The sequence below is a fragment of the Serratia sp. YWN4 genome (genome assembly GCF_055790845.1).
In genome coordinates this window covers 3,271,462-3,297,797 of sequence record NZ_CM147696.1, presented here as the reverse complement: position 1 = coordinate 3,297,797, position 26,336 = coordinate 3,271,462, and the positions used below count along the sequence as shown (strand labels likewise).

The 26,336-nt window shown below is 53.0% G+C and carries 24 protein-coding genes; 11 read left to right on the top strand and 13 right to left on the bottom strand.

Translation table 11 applies throughout. The features are described from left to right. The first annotated feature begins 86 nt into the window (after nucleotides 1–86). On the top strand, nucleotides 87–635 hold the full coding sequence (locus ACX9GT_RS15615) for a cell division protein ZapC (RefSeq protein ID WP_473187644.1): 549 nt from the start codon (nucleotides 87–89) through the stop codon (nucleotides 633–635). Nucleotides 636–637: 2 nt separating this feature from the next. Here the strand turns inward: ACX9GT_RS15615 and ACX9GT_RS15610 are convergent, their stop codons facing one another. Further along, complete coding sequence (locus ACX9GT_RS15610) at nucleotides 638–1,741, bottom strand: YcbX family protein (protein ID WP_473187643.1); 1,104 nt, start codon at nucleotides 1,739–1,741, stop codon at nucleotides 638–640. 103 nt (nucleotides 1,742–1,844) lie between these two features. Here ACX9GT_RS15610 and rlmKL point away from each other — a divergent pair, with 103 nt between their 5' ends. The 6 genes from rlmKL to rmf all read left to right on the top strand — a co-directional run bounded on the left by rlmKL (nucleotide 1,845) and on the right by rmf (nucleotide 9,953). Then, entirely contained in the window at nucleotides 1,845–3,965 is a 2,121-nt protein-coding gene (gene rlmKL / locus ACX9GT_RS15605) for a bifunctional 23S rRNA (guanine(2069)-N(7))-methyltransferase RlmK/23S rRNA (guanine(2445)-N(2))-methyltransferase RlmL (protein WP_473191606.1), read from the top strand. A 5-nt stretch (nucleotides 3,966–3,970) separates the two neighbouring features. Next, the gene (locus ACX9GT_RS15600) at nucleotides 3,971–5,875 is read left to right on the top strand and encodes an ABC transporter ATP-binding protein (protein WP_473187642.1); all 1,905 of its coding nucleotides are present in this window, start codon (nucleotides 3,971–3,973) and stop codon (nucleotides 5,873–5,875) included. A 137-nt stretch (nucleotides 5,876–6,012) separates the two neighbouring features. Then, nucleotides 6,013–7,329 carry a membrane integrity-associated transporter subunit PqiA gene (gene pqiA / locus ACX9GT_RS15595; protein ID WP_473187641.1) on the top strand — a complete coding sequence of 439 codons (1,317 nt, stop codon included), beginning with the start codon at nucleotides 6,013–6,015 and terminating at the stop codon, nucleotides 7,327–7,329. After that, on the top strand, nucleotides 7,316–8,962 hold the full coding sequence (gene pqiB / locus ACX9GT_RS15590) for an intermembrane transport protein PqiB (RefSeq protein WP_473187640.1): 1,647 nt from the start codon (nucleotides 7,316–7,318) through the stop codon (nucleotides 8,960–8,962). Before pqiA ends, pqiB begins: the two co-directional genes overlap by 14 nt. Then, a complete protein-coding gene (gene pqiC, locus ACX9GT_RS15585; RefSeq protein ID WP_473187639.1) occupies nucleotides 8,959–9,516 on the top strand; it encodes a membrane integrity-associated transporter subunit PqiC in 558 nt (185 codons plus the stop codon). Before pqiB ends, pqiC begins: the two co-directional genes overlap by 4 nt. Nucleotides 9,517–9,785: 269 nt before the next feature. Continuing rightward, the gene (rmf, locus tag ACX9GT_RS15580; RefSeq protein WP_072010836.1) at nucleotides 9,786–9,953 is read left to right on the top strand and encodes a ribosome modulation factor; all 168 of its coding nucleotides are present in this window, start codon (nucleotides 9,786–9,788) and stop codon (nucleotides 9,951–9,953) included. A gap of 66 nt (nucleotides 9,954–10,019) precedes the next feature. Here rmf and fabF read toward each other — a convergent pair whose 3' ends face one another. The 4 genes from fabF to ACX9GT_RS15560 form a co-directional block, all read right to left on the bottom strand. Next, nucleotides 10,020–11,294 carry a beta-ketoacyl-ACP synthase II gene (fabF, locus tag ACX9GT_RS15575; RefSeq protein ID WP_473187638.1) on the bottom strand — a complete coding sequence of 425 codons (1,275 nt, stop codon included), beginning with the start codon at nucleotides 11,292–11,294 and terminating at the stop codon, nucleotides 10,020–10,022. Further along, complete coding sequence (locus ACX9GT_RS15570; protein ID WP_473187637.1) at nucleotides 11,291–11,815, bottom strand: winged helix-turn-helix transcriptional regulator; 525 nt, start codon at nucleotides 11,813–11,815, stop codon at nucleotides 11,291–11,293. Before ACX9GT_RS15570 ends, fabF begins: the two co-directional genes overlap by 4 nt. Before the next feature lie 131 nt (nucleotides 11,816–11,946). After that, nucleotides 11,947–12,465: a bifunctional 3-hydroxydecanoyl-ACP dehydratase/trans-2-decenoyl-ACP isomerase gene (gene fabA / locus ACX9GT_RS15565; protein ID WP_473187636.1), complete on the bottom strand. Its 519-nt coding sequence runs from the start codon at nucleotides 12,463–12,465 to the stop codon at nucleotides 11,947–11,949. Between the two features lie 67 nt (nucleotides 12,466–12,532). Then, on the bottom strand, nucleotides 12,533–14,281 hold the full coding sequence (locus tag ACX9GT_RS15560) for an AAA family ATPase (protein WP_473187635.1): 1,749 nt from the start codon (nucleotides 14,279–14,281) through the stop codon (nucleotides 12,533–12,535). A 210-nt stretch (nucleotides 14,282–14,491) separates the two neighbouring features. Here ACX9GT_RS15560 and matP point away from each other — a divergent pair, with 210 nt between their 5' ends. Then, nucleotides 14,492–14,950 (top strand): macrodomain Ter protein MatP, encoded by a 459-nt coding sequence (gene matP, locus ACX9GT_RS15555; RefSeq protein WP_473191605.1) that lies wholly within the window; start codon nucleotides 14,492–14,494, stop codon nucleotides 14,948–14,950. 72 nt (nucleotides 14,951–15,022) lie between these two features. On the opposite strand, the gene ompA is transcribed toward matP, so the two are convergent. Both ompA and sulA read right to left on the bottom strand, forming a co-directional pair. Then, nucleotides 15,023–16,108, bottom strand: a complete 1,086-nt coding sequence (ompA, locus tag ACX9GT_RS15550) for a porin OmpA (RefSeq protein ID WP_473187634.1) — start codon at nucleotides 16,106–16,108, stop codon at nucleotides 15,023–15,025. Nucleotides 16,109–16,469: 361 nt separating this feature from the next. Next, nucleotides 16,470–16,976, bottom strand: a complete 507-nt coding sequence (gene sulA / locus ACX9GT_RS15545) for an SOS-induced cell division inhibitor SulA (protein WP_473187633.1) — start codon at nucleotides 16,974–16,976, stop codon at nucleotides 16,470–16,472. A gap of 299 nt (nucleotides 16,977–17,275) precedes the next feature. On the opposite strand from sulA, the gene ACX9GT_RS15540 reads away from it, so the two are divergent. Then, entirely contained in the window at nucleotides 17,276–17,938 is a 663-nt protein-coding gene (locus ACX9GT_RS15540; RefSeq protein WP_473187632.1) for a TfoX/Sxy family DNA transformation protein, read from the top strand. Here ACX9GT_RS15540 and yccS read toward each other — a convergent pair. Both yccS and ACX9GT_RS15530 read right to left on the bottom strand, forming a co-directional pair. Next, nucleotides 17,935–20,070, bottom strand: a complete 2,136-nt coding sequence (gene yccS, locus ACX9GT_RS15535; RefSeq protein WP_473187631.1) for a YccS family putative transporter — start codon at nucleotides 20,068–20,070, stop codon at nucleotides 17,935–17,937. The two genes, ACX9GT_RS15540 and yccS, sit on opposite strands and share 4 nt — an antisense overlap. A gap of 27 nt (nucleotides 20,071–20,097) precedes the next feature. After that, nucleotides 20,098–20,550 (bottom strand): YccF domain-containing protein, encoded by a 453-nt coding sequence (locus tag ACX9GT_RS15530; RefSeq protein ID WP_473187630.1) that lies wholly within the window; start codon nucleotides 20,548–20,550, stop codon nucleotides 20,098–20,100. A gap of 144 nt (nucleotides 20,551–20,694) precedes the next feature. On the opposite strand from ACX9GT_RS15530, the gene helD reads away from it, so the two are divergent. Continuing rightward, nucleotides 20,695–22,749: a DNA helicase IV gene (gene helD, locus ACX9GT_RS15525; protein WP_473187629.1), complete on the top strand. Its 2,055-nt coding sequence runs from the start codon at nucleotides 20,695–20,697 to the stop codon at nucleotides 22,747–22,749. 34 nt (nucleotides 22,750–22,783) lie between these two features. Here helD and ACX9GT_RS15520 read toward each other — a convergent pair whose 3' ends face one another. Together ACX9GT_RS15520 and ACX9GT_RS15515 are read right to left on the bottom strand one after the other, a co-directional pair. After that, entirely contained in the window at nucleotides 22,784–23,242 is a 459-nt protein-coding gene (locus tag ACX9GT_RS15520; RefSeq protein WP_473187628.1) for a methylglyoxal synthase, read from the bottom strand. A gap of 124 nt (nucleotides 23,243–23,366) precedes the next feature. Beyond that, complete coding sequence (locus tag ACX9GT_RS15515; protein WP_473187627.1) at nucleotides 23,367–24,038, bottom strand: DUF2057 family protein; 672 nt, start codon at nucleotides 24,036–24,038, stop codon at nucleotides 23,367–23,369. Between the two features lie 217 nt (nucleotides 24,039–24,255). Between ACX9GT_RS15515 and ACX9GT_RS15510 the strand changes: the two genes are divergently transcribed. Continuing rightward, nucleotides 24,256–24,669 (top strand): CoA-binding protein, encoded by a 414-nt coding sequence (locus tag ACX9GT_RS15510; RefSeq protein ID WP_473187626.1) that lies wholly within the window; start codon nucleotides 24,256–24,258, stop codon nucleotides 24,667–24,669. A gap of 66 nt (nucleotides 24,670–24,735) precedes the next feature. Here ACX9GT_RS15510 and hspQ read toward each other — a convergent pair whose 3' ends face one another. Beyond that, entirely contained in the window at nucleotides 24,736–25,053 is a 318-nt protein-coding gene (gene hspQ, locus ACX9GT_RS15505; RefSeq protein WP_024913550.1) for a heat shock protein HspQ, read from the bottom strand. 61 nt (nucleotides 25,054–25,114) lie between these two features. Next, the gene (gene rlmI / locus ACX9GT_RS15500) at nucleotides 25,115–26,305 is read right to left on the bottom strand and encodes a 23S rRNA (cytosine(1962)-C(5))-methyltransferase RlmI (RefSeq protein ID WP_473187625.1); all 1,191 of its coding nucleotides are present in this window, start codon (nucleotides 26,303–26,305) and stop codon (nucleotides 25,115–25,117) included. Nucleotides 26,306–26,336 lie beyond the last annotated feature (31 nt).

Below are 26,336 nucleotides of genomic sequence, written 5' to 3'. Positions count from 1 at the left end.
TTCGTGGAATTAGCCGATGTCGGGGTGATAACATCACCTTTTAGGTATCGCGTTGTTATGCAGCAAATTGGCAAGAAGGATGAGTAATGAAGATAAAACCTGACGATAATTGGCGTTGGTATTTTGACGCTGAGTACGATCGAGTGATGCTCGATCTCGCCAATGGGACTCTCTTCCGCTCGCGCTTTCCGGCAAAAATGCTAACTCCGGATGCGTTCAAAGAGTGTGCTTTCTGCGTTGATGATGCTGCACTGTATTTTGATTATGAAGAGCAGTGCAAACAGCTCCAACTCAGCCATGAACAACGTGCCGAACTGGTATTGAATGCTCTGGTCGCTTTCCGCTTCCTGAAACCGCTGATGCCGAAAAGCTGGCATTTTGCCCAGCAGCATTATCCGTTGCACCCGAAGAACGGCACATTGGCGGCGGTGAAGGTGATGGATAGCGGCGAGGATGCCCGCTTGCTGGTGGTGGAAGCCGGTGATAATGCCAGCCTGTGCCTGCTGGCGCAAAACCAGTTGGCGTTAGCTGGCCGTACCATGGTGCTGGGCGATGCCATCAAAGTGATGCACGATCGCCTCAAGCCTTGTATTTGGGATGATCTCTCCGCTCCGGCGTATGACAGAGCGGTTTAGCGTTAAGCCAACTTCACATTGCTTTTGGGAATACAGCTGCAACACAGAACCGTGCCGTCTTGGCCGATAGCGCTCTGCTTTAGCGGTGCCACTTCCCCGTCGACCAACTGGATCCGGCAACTGCCACAAATGCCCGCCCGGCAGGAATAGGGAATACGAATTCCCTGCTGTTCTAGCTGCTCCAACAAGATCTGCTGATTGTTACCGGTGAACACGTTACCGGCATATTCGATCGTCACGCTGTGTGTGTTGTCCTGCGGGGCTTGCAGGCTGGCCACCACGTTCCCTGCGGCATAAGGCCGTGGCGGCTTGTTCGACAGCACTTCAACCGCATCCCCCACGCGGATAATGCCGCTGTTGCGGGCAACCATATTCTGGCCAAAATCGACATCACCGTTCTCGGCGGTGCGGAATTTTTGCAGCGTGCTGAGTGGCTCACCGCTCGGGTGCTTGCGGCCACGCTCGGTGCTGACGGTGGTCAGAACACAGCGGCTACAGGGTTTCACCAGATCAAACATCACCTCGCCGACGCGAATGACCTGCCAACCATCTTCCGCCCAGGCGCTGGCTCCGGTAACCACCAGGTTCGGGCGAAACTGTTCCAGTTTGATGCTGCCGGGGCAACGCTGTTGCAGATCCTGGAATGAGGCTTCGTTGATCAACAAATAAGGGTAACCGTCGGCGAACGATAACGGAATTTCCGGGTGCTTTTTCACTCTGCGGGTTAATTGCGGCCCAACCCAGCGTAGCTGTACGTCACGCTGAAAATAACCGCTCAGCCAGCTGTTGATCGCCTGTGGCGCAATCAGCGCGGTGAAATGGTTGCCCCAAACTTCGGTCGGGTGCTCATCGGCGGCAAAATCACTGAAGCGGATCGTCGCACTTTCGCCATCCGGGGCGGACAGATACAAACCGTCTGCCAGCAACGCCGGGGTAAACAGCACCATCTGCGGGTATTGGCGGGCCGTAATAAAAGTGCCATCGGGTTCGGTGATCATAAAGCTGCGATCAAAAGCCAACCCGTGGTTTGCCACCTGGGCGTGAGAAAGCTGTAAACCGCGTAGTGATTTGACCGGATGAACATAAAGCCGCGAAAGCGTGATCACCGCTGCCTCCATACGATGATTAAATAGAAGGGAGCAACTTTATGACAAGCGGCCTGGATTAGCTATAATGCGCAACAATTTTCTTTTTGGTGATAAGCACGATATGAACTCTCTGTTTGCCAGCACGGCGCGTGGACTGGAAGAACTGTTAAAAAGCGAACTGGAAGCGCTTGGCGCCCACGCCTGTAAAGTGGTACAGGGTGGGGTACATTTTCAGGGTGACGATCGTCTGCTGTACCAAAGCCTGCTGTGGAGCCGCCTGGCTTCACGCATTCTGTTGCCGCTGAATGAATTCCGCGTGCATAGCGATCTGGATCTGTATCTTGGCGTTCAGGCGATTGACTGGCCGGGTATCTTCGGCGTGGATAAAACCTTTGCCGTCCACTTCAGCGGCGTCAACGAAGAGATCCGTAATAGCCAATATGGCGCGCTGAAGGTGAAAGACGCGATTGTCGACAGCTTTACCCGCAAAATTGACCAGCGGCCAAGCGTGGCTAAACAGCAACCGGATATCCGCGTCAACGTGTTCCTGCAGCGCGATATGGCCAGCGTAGCGCTCGATCTGAGTGGCGAAGGTCTGCATCAGCGCGGTTACCGCGATCTTACCGGCGCGGCTCCGCTGAAGGAAAGCCTGGCGGCCGCTATCGTTCAGCGCTCCGGCTGGCAGCCGGGTACGCCAATGCTCGATCCGATGTGTGGTTCCGGCACACTGTTGATTGAAGCGGCGATGATCGCTTCCGATCGCGCGCCCGGCCTGCATCGCCAACATTGGGGGTTCACCGCCTGGAATAACCATAATGCCGATCTGTGGCGTGAAGTGATCACCGAAGCGCAGGTGCGTGCGCGCCGTGGCTTGCAGGAAACCACGTCCCGCTTCTTCGGTTCAGATATCGATCGCCGGGTGATCGAGATGGCGCGGGGCAACGCCCGCCGTGCCGGTGTGGCGGAATTGATCACCTTTAACGTCAATGACGTCAGTAAACTGACCAATCCATTGCCGGAAGGCCCGGCGGGAACCGTGGTCAGCAACCCGCCTTATGGCGAACGTCTTGAGAGCGAACCGGCGCTGATCGCCTTGCATAACATGCTGGGGCGCATCATGAAGAGCGCGTTCGGCGGCTGGCAGCTTTCGCTGTTCAGCGCCTCACCGGAACTGCTGAGCTGCCTGCAACTGCGCGCCGAACGCCAGTTCAAGGCGAAAAACGGCCCGCTGGACTGCGTGCAGAAAAACTATCAGTTGGCGGAAAACCCGCTGGGTTCTGCGGGCGTGCAGGTGGCGGAAGATTTCGCTAACCGCTTGCGTAAAAACCTGAAGAAACTGGAAAAATGGGCGAAGCAGCAGGGGATCGAATGCTATCGCCTGTATGATGCCGATTTGCCGGAATACAACGTGGCGGTAGATCGTTACGGCAGCAAAGTGGTGGTGCAAGAATATGCTCCGCCAAAAACCGTTGATGCGCAGAAAGCACGCCAACGCCTGTTTGACGTGATCAACGCAACGCTGTCGGTGCTGGATCTGCCTTCCAATCAGTTAGTGCTGAAAACCCGCGAGCGGCAGAAAGGCAAAAACCAGTATGAAAAACTGGCGCAAAAGGGCGAGTTTTTGCTGGTGGAAGAGTTTAACGCCAAGCTGTGGGTCAACCTGACGGATTATCTGGATACCGGCCTGTTCCTTGACCACCGCATTGCGCGCCGGATGCTGGGTGAAATGAGCAAGGGTAAAGACTTCCTTAACCTGTTTGCCTATACCGGCACTGCCAGCGTGCATGCCGGGTTGGGCGGTGCGCGCAGCACTACCACGGTGGATATGTCGCGTACCTACTTGGAATGGGCGGAGAAAAACCTGCGGGCTAACGGCCTGACCGGCAAACAGCACCGCTTGATTCAGGCCGATTGCCTGTCGTGGCTGCATAATGCCGACGAACAGTTTGATGTGATCTTTATCGATCCGCCGACCTTCTCCAACTCCAAACGGATGGAGAACAGCTTTGATGTGCAGCGCGATCATCTTGATCTGATGAAAGATTTGAAACGGTTACTGCGCCGTAACGGAACCATTATGTTCTCCAACAACAAACGCGGTTTCCAGATGGATATGGCTGGCCTGAACGCACTGGGTCTGGAAGCGAAAGAAATTACCGCCCAGACGTTGTCACAGGACTTTGCCCGTAACCGTCAGATTCACAACTGCTGGCTGGTCACCCACGCTGGCGAAGGAAAATAATTACTATGTCGTTAATCAGCATGTCTGGTGCCTGGCTGTCTTTCAGCGATGCACCTTTGTTAGACAACACCGAAATCCATATTGAAGACAACGAACGTGTGTGTCTGGTCGGGCGCAACGGGGCGGGTAAATCCACGCTGTTGAAGATCCTCGGCAAAGAGATCCCGTTGGATGATGGCCGGATTATCTACGAGCAAGATTTGATTGTGGCGCGGTTGCAGCAGGATCCGCCGCGCAACATCGGTGGCACGGTGTTTGATTTTGTCGCCGAAGGCGTGGCCGAGCAGGCAGAACACCTGAAGGCTTACCATGCGATTTCACATCAGGTGGAATTAGATCCCAGCGAGAAGAATCTGGCGCGCATGGCGCAGATTATGGAGATCCTCGATCACCAAGGTTTGTGGCAGCTCGACAGCCGCATCAGCGAAGTGCTGTTGCAGCTTGGCCTGAATGGCGATGCCGAACTGTCTTCGCTCTCCGGCGGCTGGCTGCGTAAAGCCGCGCTTGGCCGTGCGCTGGTCAGCTCACCGCGCGTGCTGTTGCTCGATGAACCGACCAACCACTTGGATATCACCACCATCGACTGGCTGGAAGGCTTCCTGAAAGAGTTCCAGGGCAGCATCGTGTTCATTTCGCACGACCGTTCGTTTATCCGTAACATGGCAACGCGCATTGTCGATCTCGATCGCGGCAAGCTGGTGTCCTGGCCGGGTAATTACGAACTGTATCTGGAAAGCAAAGAAGAAGCGCTGCGGGTGGAAGAGCTGCAAAACGCCGAGTTTGACCGCAAACTGGCGCAGGAAGAGGTGTGGATCCGTCAGGGCATCAAGGCACGCCGTACCCGTAACGAAGGCCGTGTGCGTGCGCTGAAAGCGCTGCGTAATGAACGTTCGCAACGGCGCGAAGTGATGGGCACCGCCAAGATGCAGGTCGAAGAAGCGGTGCGCTCTGGCAAGATTGTGTTTGAAATGGAAGACGTCAATTATCAGATTGACGACAAAGTGCTGGTGAGTAACTTCAGCGCGCAGGTACAGCGTGGCGATAAGATTGCCTTGGTGGGCCCGAATGGCTGTGGTAAAACCACGCTACTGAAATTGATGCTCGGTCAACTGAAAGCCGACAGCGGCCGCGTGCACTGTGGCACCAAGCTGGAAGTGGCTTACTTTGACCAGCACCGTGCCGAGCTGGATCCAGAACGCACGGTGATGGACAACCTGGCAGAAGGCAAACAGGAAGTGATGGTCAATGGCCGTTCACGCCATGTATTGGGCTACCTGCAAGACTTCCTGTTCCATCCGAAGCGCGCAATGACGCCGGTGAAAGCGTTGTCCGGTGGCGAGCGTAACCGCCTGTTGCTGGCCAAGCTGTTCCTCAAGCCAAGCAATTTACTGATCCTCGATGAGCCCACCAACGATCTGGACGTAGAAACGCTGGAGTTGCTGGAAGAGATGATCGACAGCTATCAGGGCACAGTGCTGCTGGTGAGCCACGATCGTCAGTTCGTGGATAACTCGGTGACCGAATGCTGGATTTTTGAAGGCAATGGTGTGATCGACACCTATGTCGGTGGCTATTACGATGCTCATCACCAGCGAGCCACGGCGAAGCCTATCCGTCAGGTCGCGGTTGCCCAGGCCAAACCCGTTGCGGAGAAAAAGGCCGAACAGCCTAAGAAACAGAGTACCAAGCTGAGTTACAACCTGATGCGCGAGCTGGAACAGTTGCCGCAACGCCTCGAACAGCTGGAAGCGGATATTGAAGCGTTGCAGGCGCAGGTCAGTGATGGCGGATTCTTCTCCCGCCCACATGGTGAAACACAGCAGGTGCTGATTGACCTCGCCACGGCCGAACAGGCGCTCGAAGAGGCTTTTGCCCGCTGGGAAGAACTGGAAGCGATGAAGAACGGCTGATCGGTTTACCCCAGGGATTTCAAGAGGCAGGCAGCCAAGGCTCCTGCATCTTGAAAGACCGCGGGTATAAATGCTGACCCGCACGCTGCTGCGTATCAGCATTGCAGTTCCGGTGAACGACGTTGTTAAGGATGAATATGGTGTGTTCCCACGAAGATAATCAGCAGCATAGCCATGCGGCCAAGGGAGAACGGCAGCAGGGCAACCTGATGCTGTGCCCACAATGCGACATGCTGGTGGCGTTACCGCCGCTGGCATTCGGTTCCAAGGCGGTTTGCCCCCGTTGTAAAACCACGCTCAGTTCCCGCTGGGCTGAGCCGCGTAAACAACCTATTGGCTATGCCATCAGCGCATTGATTATGCTGGTGCTTGCCAATCTATTCCCGTTTGTCAATATGCGGGTCGCCGGTATAACCAGTGAAATCAAACTGATCCAGATCCCGCAGGTGATGGTGGCAGAGGATTACGCCAGCATGGCCACGCTGTTTATGGTGCTGGTTCAGTTTATCCCGGCGTTCTGCATGTTGGCGATTATGCTGCTGTGTGCCAGAGCGCGTATCCCGCAAGGGCTGAAAGTCTGGATGGCCAAGGTGCTGTTCCAGTTCAAAACCTGGTGCATGGTGGAGATTTTTCTCGCCGGTGTGCTGGTCAGCTTCGTCAAACTGATGGCCTATGGTGACATTGGCATTGGCACCAGTTTTATCCCTTACTGCCTGTTCTGCCTGTTGCAGGTGCGCGCATTCCAGTGTGTGGATCGCCGCTGGCTGTGGCAGGACATCGAACCGGCTCCGCGCCTTGAACACCCGGCGCAGGTTGGCCGCACCGGCTTGCGGCAAGGGCTGCGATCCTGCCAGTGCTGTACCGCGATCCTGCCTGCCGAACAGACCCGCTGCCCGCGCTGCCATACCACCGGGCATGCGCGCCGCCGTCATAGCCTGCAATGGACGATGTCGCTGCTGGTGACGTCGATCATGCTGTATATCCCCTCAATGGCGATGCCGATTATGATCACTGAGGCGTTAGGCAACAAAATGCCCTCAACCGTAATGGCTGGGGTGATCCTGCTGTGGGGAGAGGGTTCCTACCCGGTGGCCATGGTGATTTTTATCGCCAGCGTCATGGTGCCTTCACTCAAAATGCTGGCGATCGGCTGGTTATGTCTGGATGCCAATGGCAAAGGTAAAGACCGGGCCGACAGTGAACGTATGCATCTTATTTATGAAGTTGTGGAGTTTGTTGGCCGTTGGTCAATGATTGACGTGTTTGTGATCGCCGTCTTGTCGGCGTTGGTACGTATGGGACAATTGATGAGTATTTATCCTGCCACGGGTGCGTTACTGTTCGCCGGGGTGGTTATCCTCACTATGTTTGCTGCCATGACGTTTGATCCCCGTCTGACGTGGGATCGCGTAAATGAAACAATAAAGAAGGAGCCGCAAGGTGAAGGAAAGTAATCATAGCGTCGCGGACGTTGAAAAGATCAAACGTTGGTCACCGGTGTGGATCATTCCCATCGTCACCGCGTTGATCGGCGCATGGATCCTGTTTTACCACTTCAGCCACCAGGGGCCAGAGGTGATGTTGACGACCACCAGCGCCGAAGGGCTGGAAGCGGGTAAAACCAAGATCAAGAGCCGTAGCGTTGATGTGGGCGTAGTGGAAAGCGTGACGCTGAGCGAAGATCTGAGCAAAGTGCTGGTGCAGGCGCGCCTGAATTCCGGCATGGAAGCGCTGTTACGTGAAGACTCTGCCTTCTGGGTAGTGAAACCACAAATTGGCCGTGAAGGGATCTCGGGCTTAGGCACCTTGCTGTCCGGTGCTTATATCGAATTGCAGCCCGGTAACAAAGGCAAAGAAGGTAAAGACGATTTCCAACTGCTGGATGCGCCTCCGCTGGCACCACCCGATGCTAAAGGGCTGCGCGTGATGCTGGACAGTGAAAAATCCGGTCAGTTGAATGCGGGCGATCCGGTGTTGTTCCGTGGTTACCGCGTCGGTTCGGTAGAAACCAGCTATTTTGATGCCAAAGAACGCGTGATGCGTTATCAGCTCTTTATTTCGGCACCTTATGATCAACTGGTTACCAGTAACGTACGCTTCTGGAAGGACAGCGGTGTGGCGTTCGACATGTCTGCGCAAGGCATGCGCGTGGAGATGGGCTCACTGACGACGCTGTTCAGCGGGGGCGTCAGCTTTGACGTGCCAGAAGGTTGGGAACGTGGTGAGGCGATCAAAGAAAAATCGGAGTTCCAGCTGTTTGATAGCGAACGTAATATTCAGGATTCCCTGTATACCGAACATACTGATTATCTGATGTTCTTCTCTGACTCGATACGTGGTCTGCAAGCTGGGGCACCGGTGGAATTCCGGGGGATCCGTCTGGGTACGGTGGCACAGGTACCCTTCTATAAAGAAGGCATGGCGCAACGTCTGGATTCCGACTATCGCATCCCGGTACTGATCCGCATTGAGCCCGATCGTTTCCAGCAGCAGTTGGGCAAAGGCTTCAACTTCCAGCAGCATCTGAAGGATGCGGAAGGCCGCGGCATGCGTGCCGCCCTGAAGTCTGCCAACCTGTTGACCGGTGCGCTGTATATCGATCTGGACTTCTATCCGCAGGAGAAACCGTGGAAAGGCCCGCGTGAGATGTTCGGCTATCCGCTGTTGCCAACCACCAGCGCTGGCTTGGCGCAGATCCAGCAGAAACTGATGCAGACGCTGGATAAGATCAATGCGATGCCGTTGACGCCGATGGTCAACGAAGCGACCAAAACGCTGGCCGAAAGCCAGAAAACCATGCAGGAAACGCAAAAAACCATGCAGTCGCTGAACGACATCATCTCAAGCAAAGAGATGAAGGCACTGCCTGCGGACATGCAAAAGACGCTGCAGGAACTCAATCGCAGTATGAAAGGGGTTCAGCCTGGCTCACCGGCCTACAACAAGATGGTAGGTGATATGCAACGCCTCGATCAGGTGCTGCGTGAACTGCAACCGGTGCTGCGTACCCTGAATGAAAAGAGCAACGCCCTGGTGTTTGAAGCCGCGGGTAGTGATGATCCTCAGCCGAAGAAGGCCAAAAAATGATGAAATGGATTCCGGTAGCTCTGGCGCTGTTGCTCAGCGCCTGTAGCAGCACGCCAAGCAAGACTTATTACCAGTTGCCTGCTTTAGGAGCAACAACACAGGTGAGTGAAGCCCCGGCATCACGCCAGCTTTGGTTGGAGCATGTCAATGTGGCAGATTTTCTGGCGCAGAGCGGTGTGGTCTATCAAACCAACGACGTGCAGTATGTGATTGCGCAAAACAACCTGTGGGCCAGCCCGTTGGATCAGCAATTGCAGCAGACTCTGGTGACCAATCTTAGCGGTGCGCTGCCGGGTTGGGTGGTGTCATCGCAGCCGATGAGCAGCGATCAGGATGTGCTTAACGTGACGGTGAGCGGCTTCCATGGCCGCTATGATGGCAAAGCGATCATTCGTGGTGAGTGGGTGCTGAATCATCAAGGTCAGCTGATTAAACGGCCGTTCAGCCTGGAGTTGAAGCAAGGGGAAGATGGCTATGACGCGCTGATCCGCACTTTGGCACAGGGATGGTTGCAGGAAGCGCAGGTTATCGCGACCCAGGCCGCACGTTTTTAATTATAATTTTTACTAAAATCGTCTAAACCTATCCCGGCAAGGAGTATCAAAACGCTTTGTCGGGATTTTTTTATTGTTTTTCATGCGGTTATTGTCAACCTCGGCTTATCAGCCACTTAGCGGATTCTCTGGGCGTAGCTCACAAATATGACATTGGTGTGAAATTGGCACATTGATCTTCCCGCCATTTGGAGCTATTCATTAAAGGTGGCTGCGCAAAAAGTGGCCATTGTTTTCTTTCCACCAGACAACGATGAGGGAAACGAGGCATGAAGAGACAGAAACGAGATCGTCTGGAGCGGGCTCAATCGCGTGGTTATCAAGCAGGTATTGCGGGGCGTTCAAGAGAACTTTGCCCTTACCAATCTTTAGATGCACGGGCTAACTGGCTGGGAGGGTGGCGACAAGCCATGGAGGACAGGGCTGTGACCGCTTAAGCGGCTCCCTGTTGTGAAGAAGGAACAACCTCCGCCAAGGCGGAGGTTTTCGTTTCTGGTATAAAATTATTCCTGCCAGCGTTTCAGCAAAATACTCGCATTTACCCCACCAAAACCGAAGCCGTTAGATAGCGCATAGGTCATTGCCATCGGTTCTGCCTGGTTTGCCACTAAATGCAGGCCAGCAGCGGCAGGATCCGGGTTATCCAGATTCAAGGTGGCTGGAGCGATTTGATCGCGCAGCGCCAAAGCGGTAAAGATGGTCTCCAAACCACCGGCCGCGCCCAGCAAATGGCCGGTAGCCGATTTGGTGGAGGCGATCGCAATACCGCCATCAGTGCCAAACAGGTGCTTAATGGCATTGATTTCACCCAGATCGCCAACCGGTGTCGATGTGGCATGGGCATTCAGATGCTGTACCTGCCCCGGTGTGACATTTGCCTGCTTCAAGGCGATCTTCATGGCCCGATAAGCCCCGTCGCCATCTTCAGCACCGGAGGTCATGTGATAGGCATCCGCACTGGTGCCATAACCAACAATTTCGGCCAGCGGTTTGGCACCGCGCGCCAGAGCATGTTCTAGCGTTTCGATCACCAACATACCGGCACCTTCACCCATCACGAAACCATTACGGGCACTGTCGAATGGCCGTGAAGCGCGAGTGGCCTCTTCTGCTGGCGTTGTTGACATGGCGCGCGCGGCAGCAAAACCCCCCAGGCTGACGGTATCAATGGCGGCCTCGGCGCCGCCGCACAGCGCGATATCTGCTTCGCCATTACGCAGCAGGCGTACCGCATCACCAATGGCTTGTACACCAGCGGCACAGGCGGTGACCGGTGCGCCGATCGGCCCTTTGAAGTGATGTTTGATGGACACGTGCCCGGCCGCCAGATTGACCAGAAATGAGGGGATGGTAAAAGGTGAAAGGCGCTTTGCCCCACGGCTGTCGGTAGTACGCACCGCGTGGGCGATAGCCGGGAACCCGCCGATACCGGAGGCAATGACCGTAGCGGTGCGCTCTTGTTTATCGTCGGTATCGGCTACCCATCCAGCCTGATGAATGGCTTCGTCAGCGGCCGCCATGGCCAGCAGAATAAAGCGATCCATTTTCTTTTGGTCTTTCGGTGCCACGGAGAGATCTGGATTGAAGCCAGCTTCGGCATCCTGCGCCAAAGTGGGGATCTGACCACCGATTTTAACCGGTAGATCCGCTACCATCGGTTCTGGCAATGGGCTGATACCCGATTGGCCAGCCAGCAAGCGCCGCCAGATGGCTTCCACGCCGCAGCCCAGAGGAGAGACCGCTCCCATCCCGGTGATAACGATACGATGACTGCTCATAATGACTCCTTGGACGATTCGGTGAGTAAAGCGGAGTGTTGCTGCATCCGTGAGGCGCGTAAACGCATGCCTTCCCCGGCTGCCGGGCCCGGTGCCAGCGTGACGTGTTGCAAAGTGACGGGTTGTTGAGACATGGTATCAATCAGCTGTGGCTGTATCGGTTTGCCGCTGCGGCGATCCACCAATTCTGCGGCGATACCATCATCCGCCAGATGCGTGTTGCCCCAGTGAAACAACGTAACCAACACCGGGAAGAAGTCTTTGCCGCGTTCGGTCAACAGATACTCATAACGTACCGGGCGCGCTTGATACTGCTGCTTGTGCAAAATACCGCTCTCCACCAGAAATTTAAGCCGGCGGGTCAGCAGCGTAGGGGATAGCCCCAAACTTTGCTGAAATTCATCAAATTTAGACAGACCGTGAAAAGCGTCCCGCAGTATCAGGATGCTCCACCATTCCCCCACGCGGCCTAGAGAGCGGGCAATTGGGCACGGGGTACTTTCGAAACTGATTTTTTTCATCACATTCCCTTTCTAATTACTACATTTATTGTAGTCACTAATTAATCGTTAACCAAGCCAGCTTCACAGCATGCAATAACGTAACAACCGGGAAAATAGACGGCGGCCAGGAAAGACCGCCGTAATGGTGCTTAGAATGCAGCAGCGTCCTTGAACAGGCCCACTTTCAGATCGCTGGCGGTGTAGATCACTTCGCCATCAACCAGAACTTCACCATCGGCAACACCCATAATCAGTTTGCGAGTGATAACGCGTTTGAAGTTGATTCGATAGGTGACTTTTTTGGCGGTCGGTAATATCTGCCCAGCGAATTTCACTTCGCCCACGCCGAGCGCGCGGCCTTTACCTTCGCCACCCAGCCAGCCGAGGTAGAAACCGACCAACTGCCACATGGCGTCAAGGCCCAGGCAACCCGGCATCACCGGATCGCCGATAAAGTGGCAGCCAAAGAACCATAGATCCGGATTGATATCGAGCTCAGCTTCTACATAACCTTTATTGTGGCTACCGCCGTCTTCGGTCATTTTGACCACGCGGTCCATCATCAACATGTTACCTGCTGGCAATGGTGGGCCACCGGCACCAAACAGTTCACCGCGGCCAGAGGCTTCGAGGTCTTCTTTCGTATAGGATTCGCGTTTATCTACCATGTTTCAGTAAGCCTTATTTTAATGAAGAACGCAGATTAGCTAACACGTGTACGCTGAACAAGTCCGATCAGCCGTGGTTGAACCAGTTGAGCCAACGCAATGGCCATGGCAACTGGCGACGTTCCTGTTGATTTACCTGTGCAATCCGCTCCTGAATAGCGGCCAGTAAACTTGGCTGCTGCTCATCGGCGTAGGGGTATCCGGTTAATAATGGCAGGGCTTCCGCGACGCTGTCCACTGCCCACAGGTGGAATTGTTCCTCGCGCACGGCGTTGATAACATCTTGGCGCAGGCAAAGATTGCGTACGTTGCTTGCGGGCAGAATAACACCTTGTTTACCCGTCAGGCCACGACGCAGACAGACTTCAAAGAAGCCTTCGATCTTTTCATTGACTCCGCCGATCGGCTGCACGTTACCAAATTGGTCAACAGAGCCGGTTACGGCGATTTGCTGAGTGATCGGCTGTTGTGACAAGGCGCTGACCAATGCGCAGAGTTCTGCCAGCGAAGCACTGTCGCCATCCACTTCGCCATAGGACTGCTCGAAGACAATGGATGCGGAGAAGGGCTGTTGCTGATCAAGATCCAGTTCAGAGATCAGGAAGGCCTGCATGATCATCATGCCCTTGGCATGGAGATTGCCCCCCAATTCGGCTTTACGCTCAACGTCGGTGAACTCACCATCGCCGAGATGCACCACGCAGCTGATACGTGAAGGCTCACCAAAGCTGCGCGGATGGCCTGGATAATCCAGTACCGATAGGCCATTGATCTGGCCGATGACCTCGCCTTCGGTTTCGATCATGATTTGGCCAAGTTCGATCTCATCCTGCATGCGTTCTGCGAGATAACTTTCACGCCATTCGCGAGAATTTAGCGCTGCTTCCAACGCTTTTGCACCGATCTGTTCTTCTTCGGCATACAGGGCCGCCTCAGAGAGCTGCTGGCTAACCCACAACGGTGATAGTGGCAGGTTGCCCTGATCGCCGGTATAACGCACAGCTTGGACCATCAGAGGCTGCCAGGCGTCTGCCGCCAACGGAGGTAACTGCTGTTCAGCAATTACCGCGTTGATGTAGCTGCACCACTGCACCATATCATCGGCTTCGGTAAGCTGAAGATCGTCTTCATATTCACCATAGATAGCCTGTTCACACAGTTCGGGCTCGATGTCATGGAAATCAGCCAAACCGTGGCGATCGCCGAGCACGATCAGACGTAACTCCAGCGGCATCGGGGGAATAGAAACGGGCAGCGGCCGGGTTTCATCCGGGGTAAACCATTGGAATTGGCGTTGAATGATCATCTGCTTCAAACGCAGCCACAGCAAGGGTTGTGCCAGCAATGAACGCACCGACAGAATCAGCACGCCGCCGTTGGCCTGATGGATAAGACCAGGCTGCAAGGTGATTTCACCATTGTGCATTCTAACGCAGCCAAACAGTTGTTCAGGCTCGATCCATTCCTGATAAACGCAGGCTCCGCCAGCCGCAAAGGGCTCATCACCGCGAACCGCTGGCTCCACACTGATCTTGTTGGCATCGATCACATAGTGACTGCCTTTAACAGTATTCTGTGGCTGCAACTTTTCTGCCGCTTGAGCAATCAACGCCAGATACTCACGCGTTTCTTGTGCTTTCAGCAGCATAAAGCGCGGTTGCGACAGCGGGTGCAGGAACAGCGTCAACGCATTATCCAAACGAGGCTGGATGGCAGAAAAGGTTGCGGGTGCCAGTTGAGCGGCGGAATCAAATATCGCCTGATAAGGCGTGGCAACAGGCAACAAGGATTGCCATTCAAGTCGGTTATTGGTCAAAGTGTTAGATGCAATCATTAAAAAGGGAAAGGGCGATTATACAAGAATAACGCCAGCTTGATAGATGCAGAGTGGTTGTTGATGTCTGGGAGTTTGACATCACACGATTACTGTGTAAAAAACAGTCTAAAAGTAGTTCTAATAGCCGAGGAAAATCGGCGTAAAGCTGTTATGCTTAATAGAAGTTACACGGTCACAGAAGAGTTCATGATGAAATATCAGCAACTGGAAAATCTGGAGAGCGGTTGGAAATGGAAGTACCTGGTAAAAAAACACCGGGAAGGTGAGTTAATCACCCGCTACATTGAAACCAGCGTTGCTCAGGAAGCAATTGATGAACTGTTGGAGCTGGAAAATGAGCCGGTAAAAGTACTGGCGTGGATTGATGTGCATATGAATCCGGTGTTGGATAACCGGATGAAGCAAACCATCCGTGCTCGGCGCAAGCGTCATTTTAATGCAGAACATCAACATACGCGCAAGAAATCTATCGATCTGGAGTTCTTGGTTTGGCAACGGTTGGCCGCGTTGGCCCGCAGGCGTGGGGTGACGCTGTCGGAAACCGTCGTTCAATTAATTGAAGATGCGGAGCGAAAAGAAAAATATGCCAGCCAGATGTCATCGCTGAAACAGGATCTGAAAGCGATTCTTGGTAAAGACGACGATTAACGGATTCCTTGTCAGGCAAAAATGTCGAAAAAAAACCCCGCAATGCGGGGTTTTCCACTAAGGAGAGGTAACTTAGCCCTGAGGCTGAGATACAACTTCTTTGATGCCTTTAACTTCGATCTCTACGCGACGATCTGGAGCCAAGCAGGCAATCTGTGCTGGGGTAGCACGGCCAGAGCGGTAACCACAGGTGTCACCGGTAACTGGGTTAGCTTTGCCCATACCACGAGCGGTGATCTTGTCTGCTGGGATACCTTTAGAAACCAGGTAATCCACAACGCTGCGTGCACGTTGCTCAGACAGACGCAGGTTAGACTCAGCAGAACCTACTGCGTCAGTAAAGCCGACAACGACTACAGAACCGTCTTTCGGATCCAGAGAGCTCAGTTGGCTATACAGTTCATCCAGAGCGTGTTGACCTTCTGGCTTCAGAGTCGATTTGCCGAAGTTGAACAGAACACCAGAAGACAGGGTGAATTTCTTGGTTTCAACAACTGGGGCTGGAGCCGGAGCCGGAGCGATTACTGGAGCAGCAACTTCATCCTGGCCGAAACGGTAAGAAACACCAACGCTCAGCAGGGCGTTATCTGGACGAGCACCAACGGTACCTTTGTCACCGATGTTGTTAGTCCACTGGTAATCCAGGCGGGTAGCCCAGTTCTGGGTCAGAGCGTATTCAAGACCCACTGCTGCCAGAGGAGAAACACCAGTATCGTGAGCACTGATACGATCACCAGTTGCACCGTAATAAGCGGTAGAATCTGCACGCCAAACCATACCACCCAGACGAGTGTAGATGTCCAGATCGTTCATGATTGGGTAGCTCAGCTTGGTTGCCAACTGAATGCCTTGAGCTTTGAAAGCACCATTGTTCACGCTGCCTTTGTAAGGCATGCGGCCAAGCCAGTCATAACCCATTTCAAAACCCAGGTATTGGTTCGCTTGATAACCTACAAACGCGCCTGTACCCAGTTGAGTTCTGTGGGTTGGACCATTACCGATAGTGCTGTCAAAGCCATTACCGTCGAACCCAGTGTCATAATACTTGGACCAGCCCAGTTTTGCGCCAGTGTACCAGGTGTTATCTTTTGGGGCGGCTTGCGCTACGGTAGCGAAACCTGCCAGTGCCACTGCTAATGCGATAGCTGTCTTTTTCATTTTTGCGCCTCGTTATCATCCAAATAGGCAATGAGCTTTAAAGCTGTTTTAAGCCCTTGGTTTAAATTCATTCGCCCAGGTTTGTACCCTCGTTTGTTACTCTGCCAGTTTTTCTGACCTTAATAGAGCAACCTTGGCGATGTAAAGTCTACAACGTGGCGCGAAAGTTACAAGTGTGATGTGATAAAGCTCTAAAAAAAAACATGGAATTAGACATATTCGCTAACATATTTCAATAAAAGACGCGGCTGATTTTTGCACAATTATTGATGTGAAACCCCAGCCAACCTCGCTTTGTGCATGATCCCATGTGAGTTCCCTCAGTAGAGGCAAATAACGGTGGGAAAAATCCTAAATTTACTTAATGATACAAAGAAGAGTGAATTTTTAGCGTAGAACAGTGTCCGTGTGAGGTATCCACATCCCGCTGTGGGTGCATTATGAACCCATAAGCGTTCCCCAATTCTGCTGCCCGGCTCAACTTCAGGCGATCTTCTTCGGTCAGTTCCGGCAACCATCCCAGCACGACACTGTAATTACCGGTCAGCAATGCTTTCTCCATGGCGTCGACGGTATCCATTGGGCTGATCTGGCTCAGTTGCACCACTTTATCGACAGGCAACCGGGCTTGCTGTAACCATTGCTTGCTGAGCTTCTGTTGTGGGATCAGCCACAATAACCAGCGTGACTGCATACCCAGTTGTTGTAGCAATGGCACAAGGAGTTGCGCCACAACGGGTTGGTGTTCGTTGTAAACAAGTTCACTGATGAGTCCATTGACCTTACCGTTGTGAGGCGTTTCTGCAGTCTGGTTAACCGCAAAAGAAGTATGGCTGAAATGGGGTTGATAGAGTGATTGAGTACGCATGAAGTATCCCGCCCGTAGTGTTACTGTATGTATGTACAGTATAGCTATCAAAACAGAAGATCAACTCAAATTTTCGTGACGCCTCGCATATTTGCGATTCTTTTTTATACACCTCGATTTTGTGATTGGCACCGAAGGGGATAATGCGTATTTTCCCTAATTAGTTGTTCCCGTTACGTTTATTTCATTGATGTAACGAATGTTTATACCTAATGGATTTCGAAATACGGGTAAGAAGTAACATCCCAGTATATTGAGATACGGCGGGTATAGATCATCGCTCACTTAAGGAGGTTTTAATGAAAGGCAGATCTGCAGGAAGGATCGCACAGGCAAAAGTCTGCTTTGCTGCATTAGGAAAAATTACTACACGTTCGCAATTTGGCGGATATGGCTTACTGGCCGATGGCATGATGTTTGCCGTCATTGCAGAGGGAGAATTGTATTTACGTGCTACCGAGAGCCTGGAATCAACATTTCGTGGGCGTGGGATGGTGAATATGACGTATCTAAAACGCGGGGCGCCAGTGACCATGCGCTACTATTGGGTGGATGAATCCTTATGGCAGGAAAGTCAGGAGCTGTTCGCGCTCGCCTGGCAGGCGGTGTGTGAAACACGTAAAGAGATTACGGTGAAAACCCGCAGCAATGGCAGGTTAAAAGATTTACCGAACATTGATGTAGCTATGGAGCGCTTACTATGGCGGGCTGGCATACAGAGCATTTATGAATTGCGTTTATTAGGTGCCAAACGCTGCTATCTCAAACTGTTGCAGCAACAACAAGGTCTTGGCATTAAGGTGTTGATATCACTGGCTGGAGCACTGGCGGGGTATCATCATGCCGCATTGCCTGCCTCTCAGAAGGAAGAGTTGACCGAGTGGTTCGAAGAAACCATGCAGCTTCCTTGTCTGAAGCCGCGTTTGGAAAAAAAATCGGGCACTTGGCCCTTAAATAATTAATCTGCTTTACCGATCTGTGCGTTGAGTGCCGTCAGTTCTGGGAGCAGTTCAAGCACTAATCCAATTTGTTGCAACACCAGTTGTTCTTCACTTTCTGGTTCAGGCGTTAACTGCTCGATACGTGCGGAGAGCGTCTCCAGAGCTTGCATGATACGTTGATGGTCTTGTGCATCGTGGTGCAATGCGCCATCAACATAACATACGGCATCATTTAGCAAATCCAGCACGGCGGAATTGTTCAGGCGCTTGCGGTGTGCTCCGAGTGCTGAGATATAGCTCAGCAGTGTGTGGTTAAGGCACAACAACCGGAAAGCCGCATCCTGAATGGCTTTGTCCGCTTTGGGGTCCGCAGACATGTTGGAAATCACCGAGGCCAGTTCTGCATCGCTGTTATGCGCATCCCGGCGGGCGATGCGATAAGGCAAGCCGTTATCCTTGCCCTGATGATATTGCACCATAATAGCGTCCAGATAGCGGCAGTTGGCATTAAGCGTCTTGCGCACTACCGCAGGCAACTGGCGGAACTTCCAGTCTGGCCAGATAAAACTCACCGCAGCCCAGGCGATAGCGCAACCTAATAGGGTGTCGTAAACGCGCGGAGCTGCCACTTCGAATCCTTCACCCAGCAGGTTAAAGCACAGCAGAACCAGCAGGGTGATAAACATCGTGGCATGAGCATATTGCACGGTACGGAACGCAAAAAACAGCACACCGGAAATGACGATCAGAATCATTTGCCCTTCAAGGGAGGGGACAAAGTATAAAATCGGCAGGCCAAGCAAAATACCCGCCAGCGTCCCGATGATACGTAATGCCAGGCGTCGGCGGGTGGCGTTGTAGTTTGGCTGGCAGACAAACAGGCTAGTCAGTAGGATCCAGTAACCGTGCTGTAGATTGGCAATCTGGATAAAAGCGTAGCCTGCGCATAGCACGACTGACATGCGAACGGCATGGCGCAGTAGGGCCGACTGGGGCGTCAGGTGGCGGCTGATACGCAGACGAATATCGCTCCAGCCAGTGAGCCGGTCGTCGGAAAGACTGTTCTCTTCCGCCTGTTCATTAGCCAGTGCCTGTTCTGACTCAATATTGGCCAATTGTGCATCAATAGCCCGCAGGTTTTTCAACAGGTGTGAGAGTGCTCTGGTCAGTTCACGGTTTTCTGCGGTGATCGCAACCTGGGCCAGCGCTTCTTCTATACGGGTGAATGCCGGTTCAAAGCGCGGGTTATGAAGATATTTCTGCCGTAGCAGGATCGATTGCGCCAACTGCCGACAGGCGCGAGCCTGCATGGTGAGCAAACGCTGGAAACGGAACAGAATATCGCTGTGGCGGAATTGTTGGCTCAGTGTCTGATATTGCACATGAGAGGAACTGGCACGCTCATGAATATCTTGTGCCACAAAATAGTAGTGCAACGTCCTGCGGGTGCCGCGTTGGCCGCGATCGCCCTTCAGGCGGGTAAGCAAAGAGGCTTTAGTTTGGTTGAGCGTCGAAACCAACGTGCTGTTGGCCATGGCGACATCCATCCAGGGCAAATCCGTATCGTGTTCGGCATCCGGATCGAACAGGTTGGCCTTGGCATCCAGATAGTTCGCCAATTGTTCGTAGCTGCGGGCCAGGCTTTCCTGCAATGGTTTGATCGGGTACAACAGATGGCCGATCAACGTCAGCAGGTTGTACCAGATGGCACCGATAATCAGCAGTGTGGGTTGCTGATACCAGGCGTCATACATCGAAGTACCCAGCATGGTGTAAACGGCGATCAATAACGCACCAAAAGCAATGGTGGCATAACGCTGCCCTAGCGCGCCCAGCAGGATAAATCCGCAGGTTGAAGTCGTCAGCCCAAGAGCGAACCACCAAGGATAGGGAAACAGCAGTTCAATGGATGCCGAAGCAAGAAAAAAGCACACCAGCGTAATCAGCAGGTTGCGCAGTCTCCCGGCTAATCTGTCGTCCAGATCGGTTAACGCGGCAGCCACAACGCCCAGCGTCAGCGGAATGGTTAGGGTCGGCACTCCCAGCCACCAGGGCACCGCCGCAGCACCCGCCAAGGCAATAAAGATCCGCAGATTGTAAAGCAGATTGCTGTTATAGGTATAACGCCTTATGGCTGGTGCAAAAGAGAGCACAAAAAACTCCTTAAATCGGAGAAAAAATTAACGTTTCTGGTACTGACGCCGTGCGTTTTCTGCCCGCGCCAGTTGGGCCATTTCAACAGAAACGACGCGTCGCCCAACGGGCCACAGTGCGATGGCTGCAATCTTGAAATTGGTAATACCAACCGGGATACCGATAATGGTAATACACTGTGCAATTCCGGCAGCGATGTGCGACAGGCACAACCACCAGCCAAACAGCACCAGCCAGACGATATTCAGCAACGAACCACTGGCGGCAAGCAGCGCATTGCTCTTCTCTGGGTATAATTCATCTACGTGAATGGCTTCGTTACCGAATGGCAGGAAAGATAGCTTGGTGATCTCCCAGCAGGAGCGGGTCAGTGGCAGAGTAAAGATCAGCACTATGCTAAAGAGGGTGGCAATCAACCAACCAAGAGTTGTGAAGAAACCACCCAACACGAAATTAAGAATATTCAATACGGTACGCATAGGCGACATTCTGCTCTAATAGTGGATAAACCGCAGTGCGGATACATTTACACGTTATTCTACCCTGTTTTTAACGCTAGAGTGCCACTGCTTATCACGGGTAAACTGGCGATATTAATCTCAATAGAGTCATGGCGCGAGCATATGGAACTTAAAGCGACATCGCTGGGCAAACATCTGGCGCAGCATCCCTACAATCGCGTGCGGCTGTTGCATGCTGGCGTTGAGGTGAGCGGCGAGAAGCATGAATATCTTATCCCTTTCAATCAGTTAATCCAGGTACGCTGCAAACGCGGCATCGTCTGGGGCGAGTTGGAATTCGAGCTGCCTGATGAAAAGGTGGTTCGCCTGCATGGCACCGAGTGGCAAGAGACACAGCGTTTCTACCATTATCTGCAACAATCCTGGCAGCAGTGGAGTGCTGAGATGAGCGCAGTCAGTGCTGTGGTATTGCAAGAGCAGGTTGGGTATATAGGTGTTATCGAACAGCAGGATAAATGGTTCAAGCGTTCTGAGTTGAGCAAACTGCAACAACAAATCCGTCAGGCTTTCGGGGTATTACCGATGCCGGTTGCACGGCTGGACGAATTTGATAACTGCCGTGAGGATTATCAGCAATGTCTGCAATGGTTGCAGCATGGCCAACGTAGCGTCGTGCAGCGCAACCAGCAGTGGACCGAGCGTATGTTGGAAACCCACCACGATTTCTTCCAGACCATCGAAACTTCACCGCTGAATACATCGCAAAGCCGGGCAGTGGTGAACGGTGAGGATTCCGTACTGGTGCTGGCCGGTGCGGGCAGCGGTAAAACGTCGGTCTTGGTCGCACGGGCCGGGTGGCTGTTGCGCCGTCAGGAGGCTGAACCAGGGCAGATTCTGCTGCTGGCATTCGGCCGAAAAGCGGCTGATGAAATGAATGAGCGCATTCAGGATCGCTTGGGGAAGGTTGCCATTCAGGCCAAAACCTTCCACGCGCTGGCGCTACAGGTGATTCAGGAAGGGAGCCGCAAAGCCCCTGCGATCAGCAAGCTGGAAACCGACAGCAAAGCGCGCCGGGCATTGTTGATAAAAAACTGGCAACAGCAATGCACAGAGAAGAAAGTGCAGGCCAAAGGCTGGCGTCAGTGGCTGACGGAAGAGTTGGAATGGGAGCTCCCAGAGGGGGATTTCTGGCATGACTCGCGTCTGGCGGAGCGCTTGGCCGGGCGTCTTGAGCGTTGGTTGGGGTTGATGCGCACCTATGGCGGCAGCCAGGCCGAGATGATCGCGTTGGCCGATGAAGAAATCCGCGATCTATTCGCCAAACGCATCCGATTGATGGCACCGTTGCTGAAAGCGTGGAAAGCCGCGCTGAAGGAAGAGGGCGCGGTGGATTTTGCCGGGTTAATCCATCAGGCGGTCAATATTCTGGATAAAGGGCGTTTTATCAGCCCATGGAAACACATTTTAGTGGATGAGTTTCAGGATATCTCGCCGCAGCGGGCCCAACTGCTGGCAGCATTACGCAGGCAGAATAAGCAGACCTGCCTGTTTGCCGTTGGCGATGACTGGCAGGCTATTTACCGCTTCAGCGGTGCAGAGCTTGCGCTGACGACCGCATTCGCCGCGAATTTTGGTGAGGGTGCGCAATGTGCCTTGGATACCACCTATCGTTTCAACGATCGTATCGGTGAGGTGGCGAACAGTTTTATCCAGCAGAACCCGCATCAACTGAAAAAACCGCTTAACAGCCTGACACAGGGGAATAAAAAGTCGGTGGTTATTTTGCCGCAGGAGCAGTTAGAAGCCTTGTTGGACAAGATGAGCGGTTATGCAAAACCAGAGGAACGTATTCTGGTGTTGGCGCGTTATCACCACCTGAAACCCGATGTGTTACTCAAAGCAGCAACGCGCTGGCCTAAGTTGAATATTGAGTTTATGACCATACATGCCAGCAAGGGGCAACAGGCGGAATATGTGATTATTGCCGGGCTGCACGAGGGGAATGATGGGTTCCCGGCAATTGCCCGTGAATCGTTGATCGAAGAGGTGTTATTACCGCAGCCGGAAGATTTCCCTGACGCTGAAGAGCGGCGGTTGTTGTACGTGGCACTGACGCGCGCCAAACATCAGGTGTGGCTATTGCAGGATCGCGAATGCCCGTCGGTGTTTGTTGAGCAATTACAGGATATCGGCGTACCGCTGCAGAAAAAGCCGTGAATGCAGGCCTGGTGGCAGCACCAGGCCTTGGCGGTTATTTCAGACGAGCTTCGAGATACTTTTGATAATCAGGAATGGTGATCTCGATTTCGCGTTTGAACATCGGTGAGTCGATGAGGAAATCTGCTGTGGAGCGGTTGGTGGCGACGGGAATGTTCCAGACGGTCGCCAGGCGCAGTAGCGCTTTCACATCGGGATCGTGCGGTACGGCGTTGAGCGGATCCCAGAAAAAGATCAGCATATCGATCTTGCCTTCAGAAATCAGTGCGCCAACCTGTTGGTCACCCCCCATCGGGCCGCTCAGCATGCTTTGAACCGGGATGCCGCTGGCTCGCTGGATCAAGTTGCCAGTGGTGCCAGTGGCATAAAGTTGATGTTGTGTCAGTATATCCTTGTGATCTTCAACCCATTTCAGCAGAGCTTGTTTACGATGATCGTGCGCAACCAGCGCGATGTGCTTGCGTGCGGCGATGGTGCGGGTGGTCTGTTCCATATCAGTATCCTTGGCAACTCAAATGATTTGTCACAGATTACTGAAACTGTTTTTCACTGCCTAGCGTTAACGCCGGAAAATGCGAGTAAAACACGCCTTTGCACGAGAAAGGCGCGAATTCATCTCAATGGGTGACACGTTGGCTGGCCCAACTGATGAAACGTTTTTGTGTTTCTTTATCGGCCTGCAAAAACCAGTATTGCAGCATCTGCTCTGAGACATTTCCCCCTTTCATGGTAATCACTTTCTGGTTGGCCTTAGTGGCGATTAGCGGATCTGCGATGATGGTGGCACGCAGATGTGCCAGGGCTGGCACAGACGCTGGGTGAGCCTGCCCGTTGTAATCGGCAATCACTTTTTCCAGATGGGTATCGGCAGACAGCGTATGCATTGGCAGCACATCGCGTTTCACCGCCAGCGCTTTGCCGTTTTTATCAATGATTTTATAATTCAATACATCATCAAAGTGCCTGCTTTCGCGTTCATTTTCGATACGTGGCAGCTCAATGCTTACTGAACTGACATTCTGACTATTGAACACCACAATCAATGGCAGTGAGGTGTACAACACTTGCGTCCGTGCATTTCTGCGTACGGATTTGGTGACTTTGAACAGCAACTGATGCTGTCCACCATCCAGCTCCAGGCTGTCTGCGCCTTTTAATAATGAGCCGGTTATTTTCTTGCCATCGACCACCAGCAAATCGATATCTGGTGACAGTTTCAGGGTTGTAGCTGCGGCCGATACACTCAGCGAAAGACTGAATAGCCCCGCAACCACCAAACCAAATTTCATCGCTCTTTCCTTTTCGTAGCACATGGTAATAAGTGTTGAGTACAGCGCAGGTTGTGTCAAAGTTTTTCAATATTATGTTTTAATTTACATTTGTACATATTTATAAATATTTTGAATTAAACTGTGGCGGGCGTGTTGCGAAGAAATACTCACTGGGATAGAGCCTTCGGTTACACTTGAGGAAGGAATTTCCCCTACACCCTATCGGGAGTGAAACATGCAAGATCAAGACATTGCAGACGTATTGAAGCGGGTAAAAACGATTGCATTGGTGGGTGCCAGTGATAACCCTGGTCGGCCCAGCTACGGTGTGATGGCCTATCTGCAGGCGCAAGGATATCAGGTAACGCCGGTCAGCCCGAAACTGGCGGGGCAGACGCTGCTTGGCCAGCAGGTTTACGCCAAACTGGAAGACATTCCTTACCCTATCGATATGGTTGATGTCTTCCGCAACGCTGAAGCGGCTTACGGCGTGGCACAGGAAGCGATCGCTATCGGTGCCAAGGTGTTGTGGCTGCAAATTGGTGTGATCAGCGAACAGGCTGCGGTGTTGGCTGGAGATGCAGGGTTAAAAGTGATTATGGATCGCTGCCCGAAAATAGAGATCCCGCGCCTGGGGCTTGAGCGCTGAATCAGCCGAAAAATAAGGGCCTGGCCTCAGGCCAAGCCCTTACGCGGGTTTCTCAGGCTTTGGTGCTCAGTTGCGCAGGCGCGGAGCCTGTAGCTGGTGGCGGATGGATTCCGCCAGTTCATCCAGCGAGGGTTGTTCCGGATGGGCATCCTGTTCTTCACCCGCTAACTGTACTTCAGCCAGATAAGTGTGAACCGGTTGGCCTTCCTCGTCTTCCATCACCACGTGATACCAAGGTGCGAGACGCAGCTCATCGTTGGCTGCAATCTCGTCAGCTTTGGGTTGCTCCAGAGAGTATTCGGGGTCGATATCAATAACCACGCCCAAATACCCCAGCAGTTTATGACGAACCTGCTGTCCAATACCGAATTTGCTGGCAATCATGATGACCTCCTGAGAAACAGTGCATTGCCTTCTATATGAGGGCAAAACAGCGTATTTCAAGTTACATCACCCGACACGCAAACCCTTTCAAGTACAACCCTTCAGGGTAAGTCGCGATCACCGGGTGATCGGCAGCTTGCCGGAACTGCTCTATAAATTGTACATCACGCCCGGCATCTACAGCGGCATCGGCTAAAATTTTCTGGAATAAATCGGTTGGCATCAGGCCGGAACAAGAGAAGCTGAGCAAAATGCCACCCGGATTCAACAATTGCAGCGCTAACATATTGATGTCTTTATAACCACGGCAGGCGCCAGCCAGTTGATTCTTGTTTTCGACGAACTTGGGCGGATCCATGATGATCAGGTCGAATTTCTCACCTTGTGTGCGATAGCTGCGCAATAACTGGAAAACATCGTCACGCACAAATTCTGCCTTGCTCAGATCCAGTTGGTTCAGCTCAACGTTCTGTTTGGCGATATCCAGCGCCGCCTGTGAAGTATCCACGCTGATAACCTGTGTACAGCCGCCCATCAGTGCCGAAACCGCGAAGGCACCGGTATAGGAGAAACAGTTCAGCACGCGACGGCCTGCGGAATAGTTGCGCGCTGCCAAGCGGCTATCACGTTGATCGAGATAAAAACCGGTCTTATGGCCTTGCTGAATATCTACCAGCAATTTCATACCGTGTTCGGTAATCGGCAACAGAGCAGGCGGCAGATCGCCCAAAACCAGGCCTTGCGCTAAAGGCAGGCCTTCTTTTTTACGCACGGCAACGTCGGAGCGATCGTAGATGGCACACTCTGGGTAACAGTGCTGCAAGGCCGAAATCAGTGGCGCTCGCTGATATTCCGCGCCTGCGGAAAGCAATTGCAGCACCAGGAAGTTTTGGAAGCGATCGATGGTGATCCCTGGCATACCGTCAGACTCACCGGCAATCAGGCGATAACCATTCAGTCCATCACGTTGTGCAACCCAGTCACGCCAGCTTTGCGCCTGTTGCAGGCGACGGATAAAGAACGCAATATCGATCTCTTCATCTTGCTGGAAGGTCCAGACGCGTGCGCGAATTTGTGATTCTGGCGAATAAGCGCCGCGCGCCAGCCATTTGCCATGGCTATCGAGAATATCAATGGTTTCGCCAGAGAGAGCTTTACCTTCAAGGCGCAGAACCGCACCAGAGAAAACCCATGGATGGCGACGAAGTAAGGACTTTTCACGTCCCTTTGCGAGAAACAGGCGTACGGTCATAATTAAGTATGCTGCCAGCTAGATAAAAAAG